This window comes from Geodermatophilus sp. URMC 61 (assembly GCF_052931555.1).
The window spans coordinates 946856-969985 of the sequence record NZ_JBRFHZ010000002.1 but is presented as its reverse complement, the minus strand read 5'-3'; the positions used below and the strand labels follow the sequence as shown (position 1 = coordinate 969985).

At 72.9% G+C, this 23130-nt stretch carries 16 protein-coding genes and 1 tRNA gene; 9 read left to right on the top strand and 8 right to left on the bottom strand.

The window, feature by feature from the left end:
- Positions 1–161 precede the first annotated feature (161 nt).
- The gene (locus ACU610_RS04525; RefSeq protein ID WP_446766525.1) at positions 162–1016 is read left to right on the top strand and encodes a class I SAM-dependent methyltransferase; all 855 of its coding nucleotides are present in this window, start codon (positions 162–164) and stop codon (positions 1014–1016) included.
- A gap of 194 nt (positions 1017–1210) precedes the next feature.
- Here ACU610_RS04525 and polA read toward each other — a convergent pair whose 3' ends face one another.
- Positions 1211–3955, bottom strand: coding sequence for a DNA polymerase I (gene polA, locus ACU610_RS04520; RefSeq protein WP_446766524.1), 2745 nt, complete (start codon positions 3953–3955; stop codon positions 1211–1213).
- 88 nt (positions 3956–4043) lie between these two features.
- On the opposite strand from polA, the gene ACU610_RS04515 reads away from it, so the two are divergent.
- The gene (locus ACU610_RS04515; RefSeq protein WP_446766523.1) at positions 4044–4448 is read left to right on the top strand and encodes a PaaI family thioesterase; all 405 of its coding nucleotides are present in this window, start codon (positions 4044–4046) and stop codon (positions 4446–4448) included.
- A 62-nt stretch (positions 4449–4510) separates the two neighbouring features.
- Here the strand turns inward: ACU610_RS04515 and ACU610_RS04510 are convergent, their stop codons facing one another.
- The gene (locus ACU610_RS04510) at positions 4511–5155 is read right to left on the bottom strand and encodes a GNAT family N-acetyltransferase (RefSeq protein ID WP_446766522.1); all 645 of its coding nucleotides are present in this window, start codon (positions 5153–5155) and stop codon (positions 4511–4513) included.
- A 291-nt stretch (positions 5156–5446) separates the two neighbouring features.
- Here ACU610_RS04510 and ACU610_RS04505 point away from each other — a divergent pair, with 291 nt between their 5' ends.
- The 5 genes from ACU610_RS04505 to ACU610_RS04485 all read left to right on the top strand — a co-directional run bounded on the left by ACU610_RS04505 (position 5447) and on the right by ACU610_RS04485 (position 10181).
- Positions 5447–6718, top strand: a complete 1272-nt coding sequence (locus tag ACU610_RS04505; RefSeq protein WP_446766521.1) for an ABC transporter permease subunit — start codon at positions 5447–5449, stop codon at positions 6716–6718.
- 3 nt (positions 6719–6721) lie between these two features.
- Positions 6722–7720, top strand: a complete 999-nt coding sequence (locus ACU610_RS04500; protein ID WP_446766520.1) for a branched-chain amino acid ABC transporter permease — start codon at positions 6722–6724, stop codon at positions 7718–7720.
- Entirely contained in the window at positions 7710–8738 is a 1029-nt protein-coding gene (locus ACU610_RS04495) for an ABC transporter ATP-binding protein (RefSeq protein WP_446766519.1), read from the top strand. Before ACU610_RS04500 ends, ACU610_RS04495 begins: the two co-directional genes overlap by 11 nt.
- Positions 8735–9607 (top strand): ABC transporter ATP-binding protein, encoded by an 873-nt coding sequence (locus ACU610_RS04490; RefSeq protein ID WP_446766518.1) that lies wholly within the window; start codon positions 8735–8737, stop codon positions 9605–9607. Before ACU610_RS04495 ends, ACU610_RS04490 begins: the two co-directional genes overlap by 4 nt.
- Positions 9608–9761: 154 nt before the next feature.
- Entirely contained in the window at positions 9762–10181 is a 420-nt protein-coding gene (locus ACU610_RS04485) for a DUF7712 family protein (RefSeq protein WP_446766517.1), read from the top strand.
- 89 nt (positions 10182–10270) lie between these two features.
- Here the strand turns inward: ACU610_RS04485 and ACU610_RS04480 are convergent, their stop codons facing one another.
- Both ACU610_RS04480 and ACU610_RS04475 read right to left on the bottom strand, forming a co-directional pair.
- Complete coding sequence (locus tag ACU610_RS04480; RefSeq protein ID WP_446766516.1) at positions 10271–11614, bottom strand: ABC transporter substrate-binding protein; 1344 nt, start codon at positions 11612–11614, stop codon at positions 10271–10273.
- A gap of 191 nt (positions 11615–11805) precedes the next feature.
- Positions 11806–12408, bottom strand: a complete 603-nt coding sequence (locus ACU610_RS04475; protein WP_446766515.1) for an ANTAR domain-containing response regulator — start codon at positions 12406–12408, stop codon at positions 11806–11808.
- Between the two features lie 71 nt (positions 12409–12479).
- Between ACU610_RS04475 and ACU610_RS04470 the strand changes: the two genes are divergently transcribed.
- Both ACU610_RS04470 and ACU610_RS04465 read left to right on the top strand, forming a co-directional pair.
- Positions 12480–12553: transfer RNA gene (locus ACU610_RS04470), tRNA-Leu, on the top strand.
- A 40-nt stretch (positions 12554–12593) separates the two neighbouring features.
- Positions 12594–14291, top strand: coding sequence for a pyridoxal-dependent decarboxylase (locus tag ACU610_RS04465; RefSeq protein WP_446766514.1), 1698 nt, complete (start codon positions 12594–12596; stop codon positions 14289–14291).
- Between the two features lie 69 nt (positions 14292–14360).
- On the opposite strand, the gene ACU610_RS04460 is transcribed toward ACU610_RS04465, so the two are convergent.
- The 4 genes from ACU610_RS04460 to gltB form a co-directional block, all read right to left on the bottom strand.
- On the bottom strand, positions 14361–15242 hold the full coding sequence (locus ACU610_RS04460) for an acyl-CoA thioesterase (RefSeq protein ID WP_446766513.1): 882 nt from the start codon (positions 15240–15242) through the stop codon (positions 14361–14363).
- Positions 15239–16654: a pyruvate kinase gene (gene pyk / locus ACU610_RS04455; protein WP_446766512.1), complete on the bottom strand. Its 1416-nt coding sequence runs from the start codon at positions 16652–16654 to the stop codon at positions 15239–15241. The genes ACU610_RS04460 and pyk overlap by 4 nt, the downstream gene beginning before the upstream one ends.
- A 169-nt stretch (positions 16655–16823) precedes the next feature.
- Entirely contained in the window at positions 16824–18311 is a 1488-nt protein-coding gene (locus ACU610_RS04450) for a glutamate synthase subunit beta (RefSeq protein WP_446766511.1), read from the bottom strand.
- On the bottom strand, positions 18304–22995 hold the full coding sequence (gene gltB / locus ACU610_RS04445; protein ID WP_446766510.1) for a glutamate synthase large subunit: 4692 nt from the start codon (positions 22993–22995) through the stop codon (positions 18304–18306). The genes ACU610_RS04450 and gltB overlap by 8 nt, the downstream gene beginning before the upstream one ends.
- Positions 22996–23130: the final 135 nt, after the last annotated feature.

Sequence of the window (23130 nt, the reverse complement as noted above, 5' to 3'; positions counted from 1 at the left end):
GTGACCGCGGGGAGCGGGGAGAGCCGGCGCGCGCCGATCCCCTGGTGGGTTCAGCACTGACAGACCTCTGGCGCATTCCCATGGTACGGAGCCGGGGAGCACCCGGTCCACCTGGGTACGACGCCTCCCCGGGGCCTCCGGCGTGTCACGATCGGCGTGTCATGGACAGCCAGGCCGCTCCCCCGCCCGACCTGCCCCTCGCCGACGACGGCTACCCCGCACCGAGCGGCGTCGCCCGGCGCCCGGCGGGGACGGCGGAGTCGGTCCGGGCCAACCGGCGCTGGTGGGACGCCGCGGCGCCGGCCTACCTCGCCGAGCACGGTGGCGACCTCGGCGACGTCGACTTCCTCTGGTGCCCCGAGGGGCTGCGCGAGTCCGACGTGCACCTGCTGGGGGACGTCGCCGGCCGCCGTGTGGTCGAGGTGGGCTGCGGGTCCGCGCCGTGCGCTCGCTGGCTGCGCCGCGAGGGGGCCGACGTCGTCGCGCTCGACCTCTCCGGCGGGATGCTGGCCCGGGCCGCCGAGCTGAACCGGGCCACCGGCATCGCCGTCCCGTTGCTCCAGGCCGACGTCGGGGCGCTGCCGCTGGGGACGGGGAGCGTGGACCTGGCCTGCTCGGCGTTCGGCGGACTGCCGTTCGTCGCCGACGTCGAGGGTGCGCTGGCCGAGGTGGCCCGGGTGCTGCGTCCCGGCGGGCGGTTCGTCGCGTCGGTGAACCACCCGTTCCGCTGGCCGCTGCCGGACTCCCCCGACCCCGACGACCTGCGGGTCGTCTCCTCCTACTTCGACCGGACGCCGTACGTGGAGACCGACGAGGACGGCCGCGCCGTGTACGTGGAGCACCACCGCACGGTCGGCGACTGGGTGCGCGCCATCGTGGGCGCGGGACTCGTCCTCGAGGACCTGGTCGAGCCCGAGTGGACGCCGGGCCGCACGCAGGAGTGGGGCCAGTGGTCCCCGGCCCGCGGTGCGCTGGTCCCCGGCACCCTCGTGCTGGTCTGCACGAAGCCCACCTGAGGCCCAACCCTGGACCTCGACCTGAGGGTCAGGTGCCGCCGGAACGCGGTCCGTCACCGGCCCGACCGAGCGGCGCGCCCTCCGCCGCGGCGCTCTACCCAGACAGCCCGGAACGAGCCCGGTCCCGGACCGCTCTGGTAAGACGCCCACACCGACCGGCCGGTCCGACGGTGTGGCCGCCGTGAGGGCCCTCGTCAGTGGGCAGCCTCGTCCCAGGTCCGGCCGAACCCGACGGAGACCTCCAGCGGGACCGAGAGCTGCGCAGCGCCCGCCATCTCGCGGCGCACCAGGGTCTCCAGCGCCTCCCGCTCCCCCGGCGCGACCTCGAGCACGAGCTCGTCGTGCACCTGCAGCAGCATCCGCGAACGCAGCCCCTCGTCGGCGATCGCCTCCTCCACGCGCAGCATGGCCACCTTGATCACGTCGGCCGCCGAGCCCTGGATGGGGGCGTTGAGCGCCATCCGCTCGGCCATCTGCCGGCGCTGCCCGTTGTCGCTGGTCAGGTCGGGCAGGTAGCGCCGGCGACCCAGCGTCGTCTCGGTGTAACCGGTCTGGCGGGCGTCCTCCACGACGCCGTCCAGGTACTCGCGGATGCCGCCGAAGCGCTCGAAGTAGGCGTGCATCTGCTCGCGCGCCTCCTCGGTGGAGATGCGCAGCTGGGAGGCCAGCCCGTACGCCGACAGCCCGTAGGCCAGGCCGTAGCTCATGGCCTTGATCCGGCGGCGCATCTCCGGGTCGACGTCCTCGATCGGGATGTTGAAGGCCCGCGAGGCGACGAAGGAGTGCAGGTCCTCGCCCGACGTGAAGGCCTCGATGAGCCCCTCGTCGCCGGACAGGTGCGCCATGATGCGCATCTCGATCTGGCTGTAGTCCGCCGTCATCAGCGACTCGTAGCCGGACCCGACGATGAACGCCTGCCGGATCCGGCGGCCCTCCGCCGTCCGGATCGGGATGTTCTGCAGGTTGGGGTCGGTCGAGGACAGCCGCCCGGTGGCGGCGATCGTCTGCTGGAAGGTCGTGTGGATGCGCCCGACCTCGTCGACCATCGGGATGAGGCCGTCGATGACGGTGCGCAGGCGGGTGACGTCGCGGTGCCGCAGCAGGTGCTCGAGGAACGGGTGACCGGTCTGCGCCAGCAGGGTGGTCAGCGCCTCGGCGTCGGTCGTGTAGCCCGACTTGATCTTCTTGGTCTTGGGCAGGCCCAGCTCGTCGAAGAGCACCGCCTGCAGCTGCTTGGGCGAGCCGAGGTTCACCTCGCGGCCGATCACCGCGTAGGCCTCGGCGGCCGCGGCGCCCACGCCGTCGGCGAACTCCCGCTGCAGCTCGTGGAGGAAGTCGAGGTCGGCGGCGATGCCGCGCTGCTCCATGCGGCCCAGCACGAAGGTGAGCGGGAGCTCGAGCTCGCCGAGCAGGGAGTCGCCGCCGCGCTGGCCGAGCAGGGACTCGAAGGCGTCTGAGAGGTCGTTGACCGCGACGGCCTTGAGGACGTCGGCGTGCGCGGCCTCGCGGGCGAGGTCCTCCTCCGACGGCCCCATCCCGTCGAGGGTCAGCTGGGCCTCCTCGTCGGCGGAGTCCTTCAGCTCGCGGCGCAGGTACCGGACGGCGAGGTCGCTCAGGTCGAACGAGCGCTGCCCGGGCAGCGCCAGGTAGGCGGCCAGCGCGGTGTCACTGACCACGCCGGCGAGGTCCCAGCCGCGGGCCCAGATCGCCAGCAGCGGGCCCTTGACCTCGTGCACGACCTTCTGCGCGTCGGGGTCGGCCAGCCAGTCGGCCAGCGCCTGCTCGTCGGCGGCGTCGAGGCGGGGGCCCAGGTCGACGAAGGTGGCGTGGTCGTCGCCGCCGGCGAGCGCGATGCCGGTCAGCTCACCGGTGCCCCTGGCCCAGGTACCCCGGAAGACGATGCCGGTGCGGCTCGTGCGCGCGTGCTGGTCCAGCCAGGCGCCCAGCCCGCCGGCGGGCACCTCGTCCTCGGTGACGTCGAAGCCGCCCTCGGCCTCCGGCTCGGCACTGGTGAGCGTGGCGAACAGCCGGTCGCGCAGCACCCGGAACTGCAGGTTGTCGAAGAGGGTGTGCACCTCGTTGCGGTCCCACGGGCGGACGGCGAGGTCCACCGGGCCCACCTCCAGCGGGACGCCGCGGTCGAGCTCGGTCAGCCGCCGGTTCTGCAGCACCGAGGACAGGTGCTCGCGCAGCTTGTCGCCGACCTTGCCCTTCACCGTGTCGACCTGGTCGACCAGCGCGTCGAGCGAGCCGTACTCGCGGACCCACTTGGCCGCGGTCTTCTCCCCCACGCTCGGGATGCTCGGCAGGTTGTCGCTGGGGTCGCCCCGCAGCGCCGCGAAGTCGGGATACTGCGTGGGCGACAGGCCGTACCTGGCCTCGACCTCCTCGGGGGTGAACCGGGTGAGGTCGGAGACGCCCTTGCGCGGGTAGAGCACCGTGACGTGCTCGTTGACCAGCTGCAGGGCGTCGCGGTCGCCGGTGCAGATGAGCACGTCCATGCCCTGCTCGACGGCCTGCACGGTGAGGGTGGCGATGACGTCGTCGGCCTCGTAGCCCTCGGCGGTGATGACCGGGATGTGCAGGGCGGCCAGTACCTCCTGGATCAGGCTGACCTGGCCGCGGAAGTCGGTGGGGCTCTCGCTGCGGTTGGCCTTGTACTCCGCGTAGATCTCGCTGCGGAACGTCTTGCGGCCCACGTCGAAGGCGACCGCCACGTGCGTCGGCTGCTCGTCGCGCAGCACGTTGATCAGCATCGAGGTGAAGCCGTACACCGCGTTGGTCGGCTGCCCGGTCGTCGTCGAGAAGTTCTCGACCGGCAGGGCGAAGAAGGCGCGGTAGGCCAGCGAGTGCCCGTCCAGCAGCAGCAGCCGCGGGCGTGTCCCGTCGGCAGCGGGGACGGCGGGGCTGGACGCGGGGGCGGAGACCGGAGCGGACATCGCCGCAGATCTTAGGTGCGTCCGCCGACACCGCCCGGGCAGCCGAGCCCCCGCCGCCCGGCCGCGCGGCGCTGGCTACGGTGCCGGGGTGACCGTGGACCGCCCCGCCTGGCTCGACGCCGGCCAGATGAGCCCGCTGGACGACAAGCTCGGCATCCGGATCACCGACTTCGACCCCGACCACGTGGTCGCGGCCATGCCGGTCGAGGGCAACCAGCAGCCGTTCGGTCTGCTGCACGGCGGTGCCACCTGCTCGCTGGTCGAGACGGTCGGCTCCTGGGCCGCGGCGCTGGGCGCGGGCCCGGGCCGTCAGGCGGTCGGGGTGGAGCTCAACGTGAGCTACCTGCGGGCGGCCACCGCGGGGGTGGTCACCGCCGTCGCCACGCCGGTCCGCCGCGGCCGGACGCTGGCCACCTTCACCATCGAGGTCACCGACGAGCAGGACCGCGTGACCGCCACCGCCCGGCTCACCTGCATGTTGCTGGCCGCCTGAAGCGGGCCTCCTGCAGGGTCCCGCCGCGAGCCTGCGAGTGGCGGGGGGCAGGGGGTCCTTCGTCAGCCGTCCGCGGTGTCGTGCAGCGGCACCAGCCGGGCCGGCGGACGACGGCGCACCGGGGGACGGCGCGGGACCGCGACGGTGCCCCCGCCGCGCTGCCAGGCCGCCAGCGTCCGCGCGAGGGTCTCCCTCGGCACGATCCGCCGGGTGGTCAGCGGCGCGAACCCCATCCGCGCGAAGAAGCGCTGCCGCTCGGCCTCGTGCCCACCGACCGCACCGACGACGTGCGCGGCCCCGACCTCCGAGGCGTACGCCACGGCGGCCCCGAGCAGCGCGGCGCCGGCGCCGCAGCGGCGGCGGTCGCGGTGGACGACGAGGTTGTCGACGGTGACCTGCGGGACGCCGAGCACCACCGACAGCGGGTCGACGCCGAGGACGGCCAGGCCGACGACGAGCTCGCCGCCGTCCCCGCCGCCGTCGGGCGCGTTCGGACCGGGCAGCACGGCCAGCACGACCCGGTGCGCCGGGTCGGCGAGCAGCCGGCGGAACCCGGCGGCGGCCGCGGCCCCGGGGGTCTGACCGGTCAGCACCCCCTCGGCGTGGGCCTCGGCGCGGTGCTGGCGCACCAGGGTGAGGACGGCGGGCAGGTCGGCGGGACGCGCGGCGCGCGTCGTGACGCGGGACCGGGAACCGGGAACTGACACGGGGGCCTCCCTGGACGGTGGCCAGAGCCTGCACCCGGCGACCGGTGTGATCACGACGGCGCGCCGTCCGTGGGACGGGCGTGACGGGTGCGGCGTGTCGCGGAGAGGTAACAGGTGGGTCGCGAGGATCACGAACCGAAACAGTGCTGGGTTACCGTCGCCCGTCATGCACACAGCCAGGGAGGTCGAGTGACGCACGCACCAGGCCGTGTACCGGGACGCGGCGCCCCCAGGGGACCCGCTCCCGGCCGGCGCCGGTCCGCACGGGGATCCCGCGCTCGCGGCGGCCGGATGCTGCTCCGCTTGCTCCTGCTGGCCCTCCTCGGCGGCCTCGCCCTGACGCTGGCCCCCGGCACCGCCTCCGCGCAGACCGAGGAGCCCGCGGCCGCCGAGCAGGTGTCGGGCACCCTGCGGACCAACGTCCTCGGGCCGGTCGAGGGCGTCGAGGTGGTCGTCACGGCCGCCGACGGCACCGAGGTCGACACCGTCGAGACCGACGAGGACGGCCGGTGGGCGGTGCCGGTGCCCGGTCCGGGTCAGTACACCGTCACGATCAACGCCGACGACCTGCCCGAGGGCGTGGTGCTCACCGGCGAGAACAGCCGCACGGTCACCGTCGACGCCGGCCGCAACCAGGGCGTGATCATCGCGCTCAGCGACGGCAGCCGGGAGTCCGGTGGCGGCACGGTCCGCTGGGTCCAGTTGCTCGTGGAGGGCCTGCGCTTCGGCCTGCTCATCGCCATGGCGGCGGTCGGCCTCTCGCTGATCTTCGGCACCACCGGGCTGACCAACTTCGCCCACGGCGAGCTGGTGACCATCGGCGCGATCGCCGCGTGGTTCATCAACGTGCGGGGCGGCGTGCCGCTGATCCCGGCCGCGCTGATCGCCATGGTGATCGGTGCGGGCATCGGCGCGCTCAACGAGCTGGCGATCTGGCGGCCGCTGCGCCGGCGCGGGACCGGCCTGGTCGCCGCGCTGGTCATCTCGATCGGCCTGTCGCTGCTGCTGCGCTACCTGTACCAGATCATCTTCGGCGGGGGCTCGGAGGCCTACGCCGACTACCGCGGCCAGCGGGCGGTCGACTACGGCGCGTTCACCATGACCAACGCCGACCTCGCGTCGATCGTCATCGCGCTGGTCACGCTGCTCCTGGTGGCGGTCATGCTCCAGCGCACCAAGATCGGCAAGGCGATGCGGGCGGTCGCCGACAACCGAGACCTCGCGGCGTCCTCGGGCATCAACGTCAACCGGGTGATCCTGGTCGTGTGGATGATGGGCGGCGCGCTCGCGGCCCTCGGCGGCGTCCTGCTCGGCCTCTCCGACGAGGTGCAGTGGGACATGGGCTTCCGGCTGCTGCTGCTCATGTTCGCCGGGGTCACCCTCGGCGGTCTCGGCACCGCCTACGGCGCCCTCGTGGGCAGCATCGTGGTGGGTGTCTTCGTGCAGATGTCGACGCTGGTCATCCCGAACGACGTCAAGTACGTCGGCGGGCTGCTCCTGCTGATCGTCATCCTGATCGTGCGGCCGCAGGGCATCCTCGGCAGCCGGGTGAGGGTGGGCTGAGCGATGGGTGAACTGATCGACGCCCTGGCCGTCGCGCTCAAGGCCGGCCTGGGCTTCCAGGCCGTCTTCCTCGCGCTGCTCGCCATCGGCATCAACGTGCAGTTCGGGTACACCGGCCTGCTCAATTTCGGGCAGATCGCCTTCGCCATGCTCGGCGGCTACGGCATCGCCATCTCGGTGAGCCAGTGGGGCCTGCCGTTCTGGGTGGGTGTCGTCATCGGCCTGCTCGCCGCGGTCGTCCTGGCCCTGCTGCTGGGTCTGCCGACCCTGCGGCTGCGGGCGGACTACCTCGCCATCGCGACCATCGCGGCGGCCGAGGGGCTGCGGCTGCTGTTCCGCTCGGTGTCTGCCACCCCGGTCACCAACGGCACCCGCGGGCTGGCCGGCTTCAACGCCGACTTCGTGGCCCTGGCACCGTGGGACACCTCCCGCCGCTACCCGATCCTCGGCACCCAGTGGAGCGGCGCCGAGCTGTGGGTCACCGCGGTCGGGTGGGTCCTCGTCGCGCTGTCCTGCCTGCTCGTCTGGCTCCTGGTCCGCAGCCCCTGGGGCCGGGTGGTCAAGTCCATCCGCGAGGACGAGGACGCCGTGCGCGCCCTCGGCAAGAACGTCTACGTCTACAAGATGCAGGCGCTGGTCCTCGGCGGTGTGCTCGGCGCCCTGGGCGGGATGATTTACGCCCTCGGCACCGCGTCGGCCAACCCCGACCAGTACCAGAACGCGAACACCTTCCTCGCCTACGCCGCCCTGATCCTCGGCGGCGCGGCCCGCGTCCTCGGTCCGGTCGTCGGCTCGATGCTGATGTTCTTCATCATCCAGTTCGCCGACACCGGCCTGCGTACGCTGATCGGCAACGGCGTGATCCCGGAGGACCTGCTCTCGGCGACCGACGTGGCTCAGATCCGGTTCGTGCTGATCGGGCTCGGACTCATGCTGCTGCTGGTCTTCCGACCACAGGGCATCTTCGGCGACCGACGAGAGGTGATGCTCGATGCCCGCTGACCCCACCCCCGGCCAGCCGGCCTCGAACGGGGCGCACGCGGCGGCCATGGAGCCGGCGGGGACCGGCCGAGCGCCCCGCCTGCTCGCCCGGGCCGCGCTGCGCGACCTCCCCTGGGAGGTCGGGGTCGCCAAGCCCGACCCGGCCATCGTCGTCGACGGCGTGACGCGCACGTTCGGCGGCCTCACCGCGGTGTCGGTGGACCACCTGGAGGTGCAGCGCGGCGGCATCACCGGCCTGATCGGGCCCAACGGCGCCGGCAAGACCACGCTGTTCAACCTGCTCACGGGCTTCGACCAGCCCAACACCGGCACGTGGTCCTTCGACGGCCGCCCGTTGGGCAAGCTGGCGCCGCACCAGGTGGCCCGGCTGGGCGTCGTCCGCACCTTCCAGCTGACCAAGGCGCTGTCCCGGCTCACCGTGCTGCAGAACATGCTGCTCGGCGCGCAGGGGCAGAAGGGCGAGAGCTTCCTGCGTGCCCTGGTGCCCGGCACCTGGCGAGGACAGGAGCGCGCCAACACCGAGAAAGCGATGGAGCTGCTCACCCGGTTCAAGCTCGACCGCAAGAAGGACGACTTCGCCGGCACGCTCTCCGGTGGTCAGCGCAAGCTGCTGGAGATGGCCCGCGCGCTCATGAGCGACCCGAAGGTCGTCATGCTCGACGAGCCGATGGCCGGGGTGAACCCGGCGCTGACGCAGAGCCTGCTCGGCCACGTCAAGGACCTCCGCGAGGAGGGCATGACGGTGATCTTCGTCGAGCACGACATGGACGTCGTCCGGGACATCAGCGACTGGGTCGTGGTCATGGCCGCCGGCAAGGTCATCGCGGAGGGCCCGCCGGAGTCGATCAGCCAGAACCAGGCGGTGGTCGACGCCTACCTCGGCGCGCACCACGACGCCCCGCTCACGGTCGAGGAGGAGGACCGCGTCCTCGCCGAGGCCCAGGCGGAGATCGCCCGCGAGGAGAACGCCGAGGGCGACGTCATCGGCTCCGACACCCGACGCGAGGAGGACCGATGAGCACCATGGACGACCCGGCGATGCAGGACCCGATGTTCCAGGTCGGGCACGCGGACGGCGGCACCCCCGACCAGCGGGCGATCGCCGGGGAGATGTCCCGGGCGGAGCTGGCCGCCACCCGCGAGGAGCACGTGCGGCTCGCCGAGGGCGCGCTGGTGCGGGCCGACGAGCTGGTCGCCGGGTACGTGCCCGGCGTCAACATCCTCAACGGCTGCGACTTCTACCTGCAGGACGGCGAGCTGGTCGGCATCATCGGCCCGAACGGCGCCGGGAAGTCCACGCTGCTCAAGACGCTGTTCGGGCTCATCCCGGTGCGCTCGGGCACGGTCAGCCTCCGCGGCGAGGACATCACGTCCGCGCCGGCCCACCGGCTGGTCTCCCTCGGTGTCGGCTACGTGCCGCAGAACAACAACGTGTTCCCCTCGCTGACCATCGAGGAGAACATGCAGATGGGCGCCTACCTGCGACCGAAGGTCTTCCGCGAGCGCTTCGACTACGTGGCCGACCTGTTCCCGCTGCTCGGGGAACGCCGCAGGATCAAGGCCGGGTCGCTGTCGGGTGGTGAGCGGCAGATGGTGGCCATGGGACGGGCGCTGATGATGGAGCCGTCCGTCCTGCTGCTCGACGAGCCGTCGGCCGGCCTCTCCCCCGCCTACCAGGACGAGGTGTTCATCCGCTGCCGGCGGATCAACGCGACCGGTGTCTCGATCATCATGGTCGAGCAGAACGCCCGCCGGTGCCTGCAGATCTGCGACCGCGGCTACGTCCTCGACCAGGGCCGCAACGCCTACACCGACACCGGTGAGTCGCTGATGCACGACCCCAAGGTCATCGAGCTCTACCTGGGGACGCTGGCCAAGGCGCACTGAAACAGGACCCGTCCTCCCCACCCTCCGCAAGCTCAGGGCGCGACCCGGGACGGGGCCACGGCGGGGCCCCGCAGCGGGGCCGTTCCAGTACCTCACCACAGCGGCGCCGGTCCCCTACGGGGGCCGGCGCCGTCGTGCTGGGTAGACCACGGACATGAACTGGACCTGGGAGCTGCGGTCCCGCGACGGCGGGATGAACGGCCTGGAGTTCGCCCGCTGCACGACGGCGAGCGGCTTCTCCCGCGTGCTGGTGCACGCCGCGCCCGCCCGGCTGCAGCTGGAGGTGCGGGCGGACGACGGCTCGCTGGTGCTGGGCGCCGACGCCGACCGGGACGGCGACTACTCCCCCATCACGCTGCTCGAGCTCGACGGCGGGCAGGTCCGCCGCCGCGAGGTCTGGCCCGATCCGGAGCTGTACGGCTTGCCGGTCCTGCTGCCCGGCGGCGAGGTCGGCGTCCTGACCGCGTGGCAGCACGCGTCCGACCGCAGCTGGTGGCGCTGGTCGGTGGAGTTCTCCAACCACACCGGCCGCCCGGCCGACTGGGCGCCGGAGGGGCAGCACCTGCGGCGCTGACCCCGGGGACGACAGCGGCCCGGCACCCCGGAAAGGGGTACCGGGCCGCCGGCCGGTCGGTCAGGCGCCGCGGTCGACGCCTGCGGGGATCAACGCGACGGGCCGATGCCCTGCGAGTTGAGACCCTCGATGATGCGCGCGGACTCCTCGAAGCCGATCACCACGACGGCGTCGGGGGCGAAGTCCACCATCTGCTGGATCTCGGCGTCGTAGTTCGCCGCCTGCGGGTCGTAGGTCAGCGTCTGGATGCTGTCCTCGGCCAGGCCCGCGGCGATCAGGTTCTGCCGGGTGTTCTCCATCAGACCGGTGCCGTACGGGTCGTTGAGCGCCATGATCCCGACGGTGTTGTTGCCGTCGTTGATGATCAGGTCCGACAGCGCCCGGGCCTGCAGCGTGTCCGGGGGCGCGGTGCGGAAGTACAGCCCGTTGTCGTTGTAGTCGGTGAACTGGTCGGAGGTGTTCGCCGGCGAGAACTGGACGACGCCGGAACCGGTGATCCGGTCGATGACGGTCAGGCTGACGCCCGAGGACGCCGCGCCGATGATGGCGTTGACGCCGCCCTGCAGCAGGCGGTCCACCGTCTGGGTGGCGGTGTCGGTCGAGGCGTCACCGGAGTCACCCTCGATGAGCTGGACCGGCTGGCCCAGCACACCGCCGGCGGCGTTGATGTCGTTGACCGCCAGGCGGGCGCCGGCGACCTCGGGCGGGCCGAGGAAGGCGAGGTTGCCGGTCAGCGGCAGCAGGGTCCCGATCACCAGCGGCTCACCGGTGGCGCCGGGCGCGGCGTAGGCCGGGCCCTCGTCGGTGGTGGCGTTGGCCTCGTCACCGGCGAGGACGTACTCGGTGGCGTCCTGGTCGAGCTGGTTGTCCTCGCCGAACTGCAGGATGCCGAAGCTCGCCTCCGCCGGCTCGCCGGCGTCGGTGAAGCTCAGCGGGCCGGAGATCCCGTCGTAGTCGACGTTCCCGCCGTTGTTGATGATCTCCAGGCAGGCCGCGAAGTCGGTGCAGGCCTCGCCGCCCACGGTGATCCCGTTGATGAACTCCTTGAAGACGTTCGCGTCGTTGGTACCGGCCGCCTGCGCGGCGAGCGCCGTGACGACGACCGCGTCGTAGGTCTCGCCGGCGTAGTTGTAGTCCTGCAGGTTCGGGTCGATCTCGCGGAGCCGGTCGGTGAACTCCGCGCCCAGCTCGGTGAGCGGCGTCGTGCCCTTCATGCCGGCCAGGGAGCCCTGCTGGGAGAAGGACTCACCCAGGGCGTTGCCCATGTTGCCGTCGGTGCCGTAGACGTTGACCTGTCGCTCGCCGCCGCCTTCGCCGGCCGCGTCGCCACCACCACCGCCGCCGCTGTCGTCGCCACCGCCGCCACAGGCGGTCAGGACGAGGAGGGCAGCGGCCGCGACGGCGGCGTTGCGCGCGAGGATGCCTGTGCGCATCAAACAACTCCCACTGTGGTGTCGGTCGTACACCCGTCCGCCCAGGCGGGCGACCGGTCAGTGGGGGGAAGGTAACTGCCGGATCCGGGGGTGGAGCGGGGGTCGCCCGGACCGTGATCAGGTCGTGACCTGCCGGATCCCGGCCCGTCACACGGCGTGTCGGACGCGCGACCGGGGTCACACCGCAGGTCTCAGCCGCCCGTCGTCGGGTCCGCGGCGGCCTGCGGCTGCAGGATGCGCTGGGCGAGCGCCTTCATCGACGTCCGCTCGTTCATCGCCGTCCGCTGGATCCACCGGAAGGCCTCGGCCTCGGTCATCCCCTGGTCGGCCATCAGCTTGCCCTTGGCCTGTTCGACCACCTTGCGGGTCTCCAGGCGCTCCTCGAGCGTGCGGACCTCCCCGTCGAGGGCGGTCATCTCCGCGAAGCGGCCACGGGCCACCTCGATGGCCGGTACCAGGTCGTTCTTGGAGAACGGCTTGACCAGGTAGGCCATCGCGCCGGCGTCGCGCGCCCGCTCGACCAGCTCCCGCTGGCTGAAGGCCGTCAGCACGATGACCGGGGCGATGCGCGCCGAGGCGATCTGCTCGGCCGCCGAGAGCCCGTCGAGCACCGGCATCTGGATGTCGAGGATGACGAGGTCCGGCCGCAGCTCCGTGGCCTGGTCGACGGCCTGCTGGCCGTCACCGACCTCGGCGACGACGGTGTACCCCTCCTCCTCGAGCATCTCCTTGAGGTCGAGGCGGATGAGCGCCTCGTCTTCGGCGATGAGGACCCGGATCGGCTCGCTGCTCACGCGCCGGAGCCTAGCGATGCGGGACGGAACACGACGGGCCGTTAGGCTGCTCCTCGGCCGCCGGCCGCTACGCCCCCGTACCCCAATCGGCAGAGGGAGCGGATTCAAAACCCGCGCAGTGTGCGTTCGAGTCGCACCGGGGGCACCTCAGGACCACGACGGCACCGGGCCATACGGTGGGTGCCGTGAGCGAGCCCGAGCCGACGCCGTCCGCCCCGCACATGACCCCGGAGCAGTTCCGGCGGCACGGCCACGAGGTCGTCGACTGGATCGCCGACTACTGGACGCGGGTCGGCTCGCTGCCCGTCCGCTCCCCCGCCATCCCCGGCGACGTGCGCGCCGCGCTGCCGGACGCCCCACCCGAGCAGGGTGAGTCGTTCGACGCCGTCCTGGCCGACCTCGACCGCGTCGTCGTCCCCGGGCTCACCCACTGGCAGCACCCCGGCTTCTTCGGCTACTTCCCGGCCAACACGTCCGGGCCCTCGGTGCTCGGCGACCTGGTGTCGGCGGGCCTGGGGGTGCAGGGCATGTCGTGGGTGACCAGCCCCGCGGCCACCGAGCTCGAGCAGCACGTGCTCGACTGGTTCGCCGGCCTGCTCGGCCTGCCGGAGACCTTCCTGTCGACCGGTCCGGGGGGTGGGGTCGTCCAGGACTCCAGCTCCGGCGCCAACCTCGTCGCGCTGCTGGCGGCCCTGCACCGGGCCAGCGGCGGCGGGACGGTCCGCTCGGGCGTCCGGCCCGACGAGTACACCGTCTACGTCTCGGCGGAGACGCACTCCTCGATGGAGAAGGCCGTGCGGATCGCCGGCCTCGGCAGCGACGCGGTCCGCATCGTCGAGGTCGACGGTGACCTGGCCATGCGCCCGCAGTCGCTCAGGGCGCGCCTGGAGCGGGACGTCGCCCGCGGCTACCGGCCGGTGCTGCTCTGCGCCACCGTGGGGACGACGTCGACGACGGCGCTCGACCCCCTCGCCGAGCTGGGCCCGATCTGTCGCGACGCCGGCGTCTGGCTGCACGTGGACGCCGCCTACGCGGGCGTGAGCGCCGTCGTCCCCGAGCTGCGGGCGCTGCAGGCCGGCGTCGAGTGGGCCGACAGCTACACCACCGACGCGCACAAGTGGCTGCTCACCGGCTTCGACGCGACGCTGTTCTGGGTGGCCGACCGGGCCGCGCTCACCGGGGCGCTGGCGATCCTGCCGGAGTACCTGCGCAACGCCGCCACCGACGCCGGCGCGGTCGTCGACTACCGCGACTGGCAGATCGAGCTCGGCCGCCGCTTCCGCGCGCTCAAGCTGTGGTTCGTGCTGCGCTGGTACGGCGCCGAGGGGCTGCGGGCGCACATCCGGTCCGGGGTCGCGCTGGCGCAGGAGCTGGCCGGCTGGGCGGAGGCCGACGACCGGTTCGACGTCGTCGTCCCCCATCCGCTGTCGCTGGTGTGCCTGCGCCCGCGCTGGGCCGAGGGGGTGGACGCCGACGTCGCCACCATGACCCTGCTGGAGCGGCTCAACGACGGCGGCGAGGTCTTCCTGACCCACACCACCGTCGGCGGCCAGGCGGTGCTGCGGGTGGCGATCGGCGCGCCGGCGACGACGCGGGCACACGTCGAGCGGGCCTGGACGCTGCTGTGCGAGGGGTACGACTGGCTGGCCGCCGACTTCGCCGAGTCCGCGGCGGAGCGGGCCCGCGAGGAGGCCGAGCGCCGCGCCGCCGAGCAGCGGGCCCGTGAGGAGGCCGCCAGCGCGACGGCCCTCCGGCCGGTCGAGACCCCGGCCGCCCAGGACGAGACGGCGGCCCAGGCGCACGCGCAGCAGGACCTGACGCCGCCGGAGACCGCCCCGCAGGCCGAGGCCGACCACGCCGAGGCCGGCGGGGCCCCTCTGTAGCGCCCCGCCGCCGGCCCCGTCCCGGGTCCCGCCCCGAGCCTGCGAGGGGTGGGGGGACGGGGTCCTTCTTCAGCCGCGCAGCGACCGGATGAGGCCCTGCTGCGCGACCGTGGCGACGTGGGTGCCGTCGGCGGCCCACACCTGGCCGAAGCACAGCGCCCGGCCGCCGGAGGCCGCGGGGCTGTCGGTCTCGTAGAGGAACCACTCGTCGGCGCGCACCGGCGCGTGGAACCACACCGCGTGGTCGAGGCTGGCGCCGACGTACTCCCCGCCCCAGCCGCCGCCGGTGCGGGCCAGCCCGGCCGAGAGCAGGGTCAGGTCGCTGACGAAGGTCAGCGCGGAGCGGTGCACCCTGCCGTCCTCGGGCAGCCGGCCGGCGACCCGCATCCACACGCACGTGCGGGTGTCCGGCGGCGACTTCGGCGTCCGGTCGAAGGGGTCCTCGAGCAGCCGCTGCTCCACCGCCTGGCTGATGGCGAGCGCGGCCGCGGCGCGCTCCCCGTAGGGCGCGACCACCTCGGGCAGGCTGGGCAGGGTCTCCGGGGCCGGCACCGCGGGCATCGGCAGCGCGTGCTCGACGACCGGGACCTCCGGCACCGAGGCATCGGCGGTCAGGGCGAAGATCGCGACGTCCTCACCCCGACGCCGCTGCCAGGCGATCACCCGCCGGGTGCTGAAGGTGCGCCCGTCCCGGATCCGCTCGACGGCGTAGCGGATCTCCTCGTGGGGGTCACCGGGCCGCAGGAAGTACGAGTGCAGCGAGTGCACCGCGCGCTCCCCCGGCAGCGTCCGTGAGGCCGCCATGAGGGCCTGCCCGGCCACCTGCCCACCGAAGATGCGCTGCAGCGGCGTCCGCGGCGTCTGGCCGACGTAGAGGTCGGTGTCGCGCTCCTCGAGGTCGAGGACGGCCATCAGCGAGGCGGCCTGGCTGCCGCCCTCCACCCGGGTCACGAGTCGGTACCCACCTCGTGGACCCGGATGAGGTTGGTCGACCCCGGGGTGTTCGGCGGGCTGCCGGCCACGACGACGACCCGGTCGCCCTCCTTGAGCCGGCCGATGGACAGCAGCGAGAAGTCCACCTGCCGCACCATGTCGTCGGTGTGCTGCACCTCCGGGACCAGGAAGGTCTCCACGCCCCAGGACAGCGCCAGCTGGCTGCGCACCCGCCCGTCGACGGTGAAGGCCAGCAGCGGCATCCGGGGGTGCAGGGCGGCCAGCCGCCGGGCGCTGTCGCCGGTCTGGGTGAAGGTGGCCAGGGCCTCGACGTCGAGGGACTCGGCGATGTCCCGGGCGGCCCGGACGATGGCGCCGGACCGGGACCGCGACCGCCGGACCAGCTCGGGGGCCCACGCGGTGTCGCTCTCGACCGCGTCGATGATCCGCTCCATGGTGCGCACCGCGGCGATCGGGTAGCGGCCCACCGAGGTCTCCCCCGACAGCATCACCGCGTCCGCGCCGTCCAGGACGGCGTTGGCGACATCGGAGGCCTCGGCACGGGTGGGCCGCGAGGAGCTGATCATCGACTCGAGCATCTGGGTGGCCACGATGACCGGCTTGTTCCGCTCCCGGGCGGCCTGCACGGCGCGCTTCTGCACCAGCGGCACCTGCTCGAGCGCGAGCTCCACACCCAGGTCACCGCGGGCGACCATGATCCCGTCGAAGGCCTCGACGATGGCCTCCAGGTTCTCCACCGCCTCGGGCTTCTCCAGCTTGGCGATCACCGGGACGTAGACGTCCTCCTGGCGCATGACGTCGCGCACCAGGTCCACGTCGCGCGGCGAGCGCACGAAGGACAGCGCGACGAAGTCGACGCCCATGTGCAGGGCGAAGCGGAGGTCCTCCTCGTCCTTCTCCGACATCGCCGGCACGCTCACCGCGACGCCCGGCAGCGACAGGCCCTTGTTGTTGGACACCTCGCCGCCCTCGACGACCAGGCACCACACGTCCGGGCCCTCGATCCCCACGACCGACAGCGCCAGCTTGCCGTCGTCGACCAGCAGCCGGTCGCCGACCTTGGCGTCGGCCGCCAGGCCCTTGTAGGTGGTGGAGACGCGCTCGGCGGTGCCCTCGACGTCCTCGACGGTGATGCAGACCCGGCTGCCGGTCGCCCAGTGGACCGGGCCGTCCCTGAACGTACCGAGGCGGATCTTGGGCCCCTGCAGGTCGGCGAGGACGGCGACGGCGTGACCGGTGCGGTCGGAGGCCTCGCGGACCATGTGGTAGGCGCGCTCGTGGTCGGCGTGCGCGCCGTGGCTGAAGTTCAGCCGGGCGACGTCCATCCCGGACTCGACGAGGGCGGTGACCTGCTCCAGGGAACCGGTTGCCGGCCCGAGCGTGCAGACGATCTTGGCGCGACGCGACATGGGGGAAACGCTAGTAGGGCCGTCCGCCGCGCGTGGGGAGGGCTCCCTGTGAGGCTCGTCCATGCGGCCGGGGCCGGGTCCCGCGCACGCGGGACCCGGCCCCAACCGGTCATCGGCCCCCTGCAGGGCCCCGCCGCGAGCTTGCGACTGGCGGGGAGCAGGGGGTCCTTCAGCGGAGCGCGACCGCGGTGGGCGTGATCGGCCGCGGCAGCATCGACGCGCCGGTCAGCCAGGCGTCGGCCGCGCCCGCCGCGGCGCGACCCTCGGCGATGGCCCACACGATCAGCGACTGGCCGCGGCCCATGTCACCGGCGACGAAGACGCCCGGGACGGTGGACATGAACTCGCCGTCGCGGGCGACGTTGCCGCGCTGGTCGAACTCGACGCCCAGCCCGTCGAGCAGACCCTCGCGCTGGGCGCCCGTGAACCCCATGGCGAGGAACACCAGGTCGGCGGGCAGCTCCCGCGCGGTGCCCTCGACCTTCTGGAACCGGCCGTCGACCCGCTGCACGTCGTGGATGAGCAGCGCGCGCACGTTGCCGTCGTCGTCGCCGACGAAGCGCTCGGTGTTGACGCTGTAGAGCCGCTCCCCGCCCTCCTCGTGGGCGCTGGAGACCCGCATGACCATCGGGTAGGTCGGCCACGGGTTGGTCTCGGCCCGGCGGTCCGGCGGCGCCGGCATGATCTCCAGCTGGGTCACCGAGAGCGCCCCCTGCCGGTGCGCGGTGCCCAGGCAGTCGGCGCCGGTGTCACCGCCGCCGATGATCACGACGTGCTTGCCGTGGGCGTTGATCGGCGGTTCGTCGAGCTCGCCGAGGGCCTGCCGGTTGCCGAAGGGCAGGTACTCCATCGCCAGGTGGATGCCACGCAGCTCCCGGCCCGGCGCGGGCAGGTCGCGGCCCACCGTGGCGCCACCGGCGAGGACGACGGCGTCGAAGTCCGCGCGCAGCTGCTCGACGGTCGGGGCGCCGTCCCGGCCGCTGCCCACCTCGACGCCGGTGACGAACCGGGTGCCCTCGGCCCGCATCTGGTCCAGCCGCCGGTCGAGCACGGCCTTCTCCATCTTGAACTCGGGGATGCCGTAGCGCAGCAGTCCGCCGACGCGGTCGGCCCGCTCGAAGACGGTGACGTCGTGCCCGGCGCGGGTGAGCTGCTGGGCGGCGGCCAGTCCGGCGGGTCCGGAGCCGATGACGGCGACCTTCTTGCCGGTGTGCTCCTGCGGGGGAACCGGCTTGACCAGGTCGCGCTGGAACGCCTGGTCGATGATCTCCCACTCGATCTGCTTGATCGTGACGGGCGACTCCTGCAGGTTGAGCACGCAGGAGCCCTCGCACGGCGCCGGGCACAGCTTCCCGGTGAACTCCGGGAAGTTGTTGGTCGCGTGCAGCCGCTCGATCGCCTCGGTCCAGTCGTCGCGCCGGGCGAGGTCGTTCCACTCCGGGATCAGGTTGCCCAGCGGGCAGCCGTGGTGGCAGAACGGGATGCCGCAGTCCATGCACCGGGCGGCCTGCTGGCGCACCGCGGAGACCGGGAAGACGGCGTCCTCACCGTTCTGCCGGGAGAGGTAGACGTCCTTCCAGTCCAGGATCCGCACGTCGACGGGACGCCGCGGCGGCAGCGCCCGCTCGTGCTTGAGGAATCCGGTCGAGTCAGCCACGTGCGGCCTCCATCAGTGCCCTGTCCACATCCGTTCCGGCGGCCTCGGCGGCACGCCGGGCCTCGAGCGCGCGCCGGTAGTCGCGCGGCATGATGACGCTGAACCGCTCGGACCAGCGCCCCCAGTCGGCCAGCAGCGCCGCGGCCACCGGCGACGCGGTGTCGGCGGCGTAGCGCACCAGCACGTCGCGCAGCCACTGCGCGGACTCCCCGTCCAGCGGCTCGACGTCCACCATCTCGGTGTTGACCCGGTGCCGGGCCAGATCCAGGACGTAGCCGATGCCGCCGGACATCCCGGCCGCGATGTTGCGGCCGGCGGGGCCGAGGATCACCGCGCGCCCCCCGGTCATGTACTCCAGCGCGTGGTCGCCCACGCCCTCGACGACGGCCAGCGCCCCGGAGTTGCGCACGCAGAACCGCTCGCCGACCCGGCCGCGCAGGAAGATCTCGCCCGCGGTCGCGCCGTAGGCGATGACGTTGCCGGCGATGACGTTGTCCTCGGCGGCGAAGCCGGCCTCGCGCGCCGGGCGGACGACGATCCGCCCGCCGGACAGGCCCTTGCCGACGTAGTCGTTGGCGTCGCCGAACAGCCGCATCGTGATGCCCCGCGGCAGGAAGGCGCCGAAGGACTGGCCGGCCGACCCGGTGAAGGTCAGGTCGATGGTGCCGTCCGGCAGCCCCTCGCCGCCGAAGCGCCGGGTGACCATCGAGCCCAGCATCGTGCCGATGGTGCGGTTGACGTTGCGCACCGGCAGCTCGAGCGTGACCGGCCGCGCGTCGAGCAGCGCCCCCTCGCACAGCTGGATGAGGGTCTGGTCCAGGGCGACGTCCAGGCCGTGGTCCTGCTCGCGCACCTTGTGCCGCGGCCCGCCGTTCGCCCGCTCGGGCACCGCCAGGATCGGGCTGAGGTCGAGCCCCTCGGCCTTCCAGTGGTCGACCGCCCTGCGGGTGTCGAGCAGTTCGGCGTGGCCGATCGCCTCGTCGAGCGAGCGGAAGCCCAGCTCGGCGAGGTACTGGCGCACCTGCTCGGCGAGGAACTCGAAGAACGTCACGACGAACTCCGGGCGCCCGGTGAACCGCTTGCGCAGCTCGGGGTTCTGCGTCGCGACGCCGACCGGGCAGGTGTCGAGGTGGCAGACGCGCATCATCACGCAGCCGGAGACGACCAGCGGAGCGGTGGCGAAGCCGTACTCCTCGGCGCCCAGCAGGGCGGCGATGAGCACGTCGCGGCCGGTCTTCATCTGCCCGTCGGCCTGGACGACGATGCGGTCGCGCAGGCCGTTGGCCAACAGCGTCTGCTGCGTCTCGGCCAGGCCCAGCTCCCACGGCGAGCCGGCGTGCTTGAGCGAGGTCAGCGGCGCCGCACCCGTCCCGCCGTCGTGCCCGGAGATCAGGACGACGTCGGCGTGCGCCTTGCTCACGCCGGCCGCGACCGTCCCGACCCCGACCTCGCTGACCAGCTTGACGTGGACCCGCGCCTCGTTGTTGGCGTTCTTCAGGTCGTGGATCAGCTGCTTGAGGTCCTCGATCGAGTAGATGTCGTGGTGCGGCGGCGGGCTGATCAGGCCGACGCCCGGCGTGGAGTGCCGGGTGCGGGCCACCCACGGGTACACCTTGGCGCCGGGCAGCTGGCCGCCCTCGCCGGGCTTGGCGCCCTGCGCCATCTTGATCTGGATGTCGTCGGCGTTGACCAGGTACTCGCTGGTGACGCCGAACCGGCCGCTGGCCACCTGCTTGATCGCCGAACGGCGCAGGTCGCCGTTCGGGTCGGGCTGGAAGCGGTCGGGGTCCTCGCCGCCCTCACCGGTGTTCGACTTGCCCCCGAGCCGGTTCATGGCGATCGCCAGGGTCTCGTGCGCCTCCTGCGAGATGGAGCCGTAGCTCATCGCGCCGGTCTGGAAGCGCTTGACGATCTCGCTGACCGGCTCCACCTCCTCCAGCGGCACGGGCGGGCGCACGCCGGTCCTGATCGTGAACAGGCCGCGCAGCGTGGCGGCCTCCTCCGACAGCTTGTCGACGGTGTCGGTGTAGCGCTGGAACACCTCGAACTGCCGCGAGCGGGTGGCGTGCTGCAGCAGGAACACCGTCTCGGGGTTGAACAGGTGCACCTCGCCCTCGCGGCGCCACTGGTACTCCCCGCCGGTCTCCAGCCGCCGGTGCGCGCGCTCGGTCGGGTTCTCCGGGTAGGCGCGGCGGTGGCGCATGGCCACCTCCTCGGCGAGGACGTCGATGCCGACGCCGCCGAGGGGACAGGAGGTGCCGGTGAAGTACTCGTCGACGACCTCCTCCGAGAGCCCGACCGCCTCGAAGATCTGCGCCATCGTGTACGAGCCGACGGTGCTGATGCCCATCTTGCTCATGACCTTCAGGACGCCCTTGCCGAGCGCCTTGACCATGTTGCGGTTGGCCTGGGCCGGCTGGACGCCGGTCAGGACGCCGTCGCGGATGAGGTCCTCGATGGACTCGAAGGCCAGGTACGGGTTGACCGCGGCGGCGCCGTAGCCGAGCAGCAGCGCGACGTGGTGCACCTCGCGGCAGTCCCCGGACTCGACGACCAGGCCGACCTCCATGCGGGTCTTCTGCCGCACGAGGTGGTGGTGCACCGCGGCCGTCATCAGCAGCGACGGGATGGGGGCGCGCTTCTCGTCGCAGTCCCGGTCGGAGAGCACGATGATCCGGGCGCCCGCCGCGATCGCCTTGCTGACCTTGGTGCGCAGCTGCTCGACCGCTTCGGCGAGGGCCTTGCCGCCGCCGTTGACGTCGAAGTGGCCGGTGATCCGGACGGCGGCGTAACCGGGCAGGTCGCCGTCGTCGTCGATGTGCAGGATCTTGGCCAGCTCGTCGTTGTCGATGACCGGGTAGGGCAGGAAGAGCTGCCGGCAGGACGCCGGGGTGGCGTGCAGCAGGTTCTGCTCCGGGCCGAAGGTGCGGCCCAGGCTGGTCACCAGCTCCTCGCGGATGGCGTCCAGCGGCGGGTTGGTCACCTGGGCGAACAGCTGGCCGAAGTAGTCGTAGAGCAGCCGCGAGCGGTCCGACAGCGCGGCGACCGGGGTGTCGGTGCCCATGGAGCCGATCGGCTCGGCGCCGGAGGACGCCATCGGGGTGAGCAGGACGCGCAGGTCCTCCTCGGTGTAGCCGAACAGCTGCTGCCGGCGGACGACGGACTCGTGGCTGGGCCGCGCCCGCCGGCGCTCGGGCAGCTGCGGCAGGTGCACCAGGCCGGCGTGCAGCCAGTCCTCGTAGGGGTGCTCGGCCGCGAGCGCGCCCTTGACCTCCTCGTCGGAGACGATCTTCCCCGCCGCGGTGTCGACCAGGAACATCCGCCCCGGCTGCAGCCGGCCCTTGGCGACCACCTCGGAGTCGGGGATGTCCAGGACGCCGACCTCGCTGGCCAGCACGACCAGGTCGTCCTTGGTGTGCCACCAGCGGCCCGGGCGCAACCCGTTGCGGTCGAGGACGGCGCCGATGAGCGTGCCGTCGGTGAACGCCACCGCGGCCGGCCCGTCCCACGGCTCCATGATCGAGGAGTGGAACCGGTAGAAGGCCCGGCGGGCCGGGTCCATCTCGTCGTGGTTCTCCCACGCCTCCGGGATCATCATGAGCACCGCGTGCGGCAGTGAACGGCCGGACAGGTGCAGCAGCTCGAGCACCTCGTCGAAGGTCGCCGAGTCGCTGAAGTCGCTGGCGGTGACCGGGAAGATCCGGTCCAGGCCGAGCTCGGCGGCGGGGCCGGCCGGGCCGTCGAACAGCGACGTCTCCAGCTTGGCCTCGCGGGCGCGCATCCGGTTCCGGTTGCCCTTGATCGTGTTGATCTCGCCGTTGTGCGCGATCACCCGGAACGGATGGGCCAGTGGCCAGCTCGGGAAGGTGTTGGTGGAGAACCGGCTGTGGACCAGCGCGATCGCCGACGCGTAGCGCTCGTCGCGCACGTCGGGGAAGAACGCGGGCAGCTGGTCGGTGGTCAGCATGCCCTTGTAGGTGATCGTGCGCGAGGAGAGCGAGGCGAAGTACAGGGAGCTCCCGGCCTCGGTGGCGGCCCGCTCGGCCCGCTTGCGCAGCACGAAGGCGCGCCGCTCCAGCCGGGTCACGCCGTTGACGACCGCGCCGCCGCCGAAGGCCCTCCCGTCGGCCCGGGCACCGATGGTCTCGGCGACGAACACCTGGGCGAAGTGCGGCATGACCTCGCGCGCGGTGGGGCCGACGTCGGCGCCGTCCGGGTCGACCGGCAGCTCGCGCCAGCCGAGGACGGTCAGGCCCTCCTCGGCGGCCAGACGGTCGAGGTCCTCGACCCGCGCGGCGCGCTCGGCCTCGTCGACCGGCAGGAAGGCGATGCCCACGGCGTACTCGCCCACCGGCGGCAGGTCGAAGTCCACCTCGGCGCGCAGCAGCGCGTCGGGGACCTGCGTGAGGATGCCCGCGCCGTCGCCGGAGTTCGGCTCCGAGCCGGCCGCACCGCGGTGGTCGAGGTTGTGCAGGGCGGTGAGCCCGGCGGCCACGATGTCCCGGGAGGCGCGCCCCTGCACGTCGGCGACGAACGCGACGCCACAGGCGTCCTTGTCGTTGGCCGGGTCGTAGAGGCCGGACGCGGCCGGAACGGCCGAGAACGGCACAGCGGTGGCCCGCGAGGGCGGCACGGAGCCGCCGCCTGAGGTGGAGGGCGCGGCGGGGGCGGTGGACTCGAACATGTCACTCCCGTCGTCGGCACGACGCCCGGTCGCCGTCGGCGGTGACGGGAGCGGGCGGGGGGCGGGGGCCCGGCCGGTGGTCAGTGGTAAGAGGAGCGGGGCACTGCGGCTGATACCGGTGGGCGGACGGTCCGT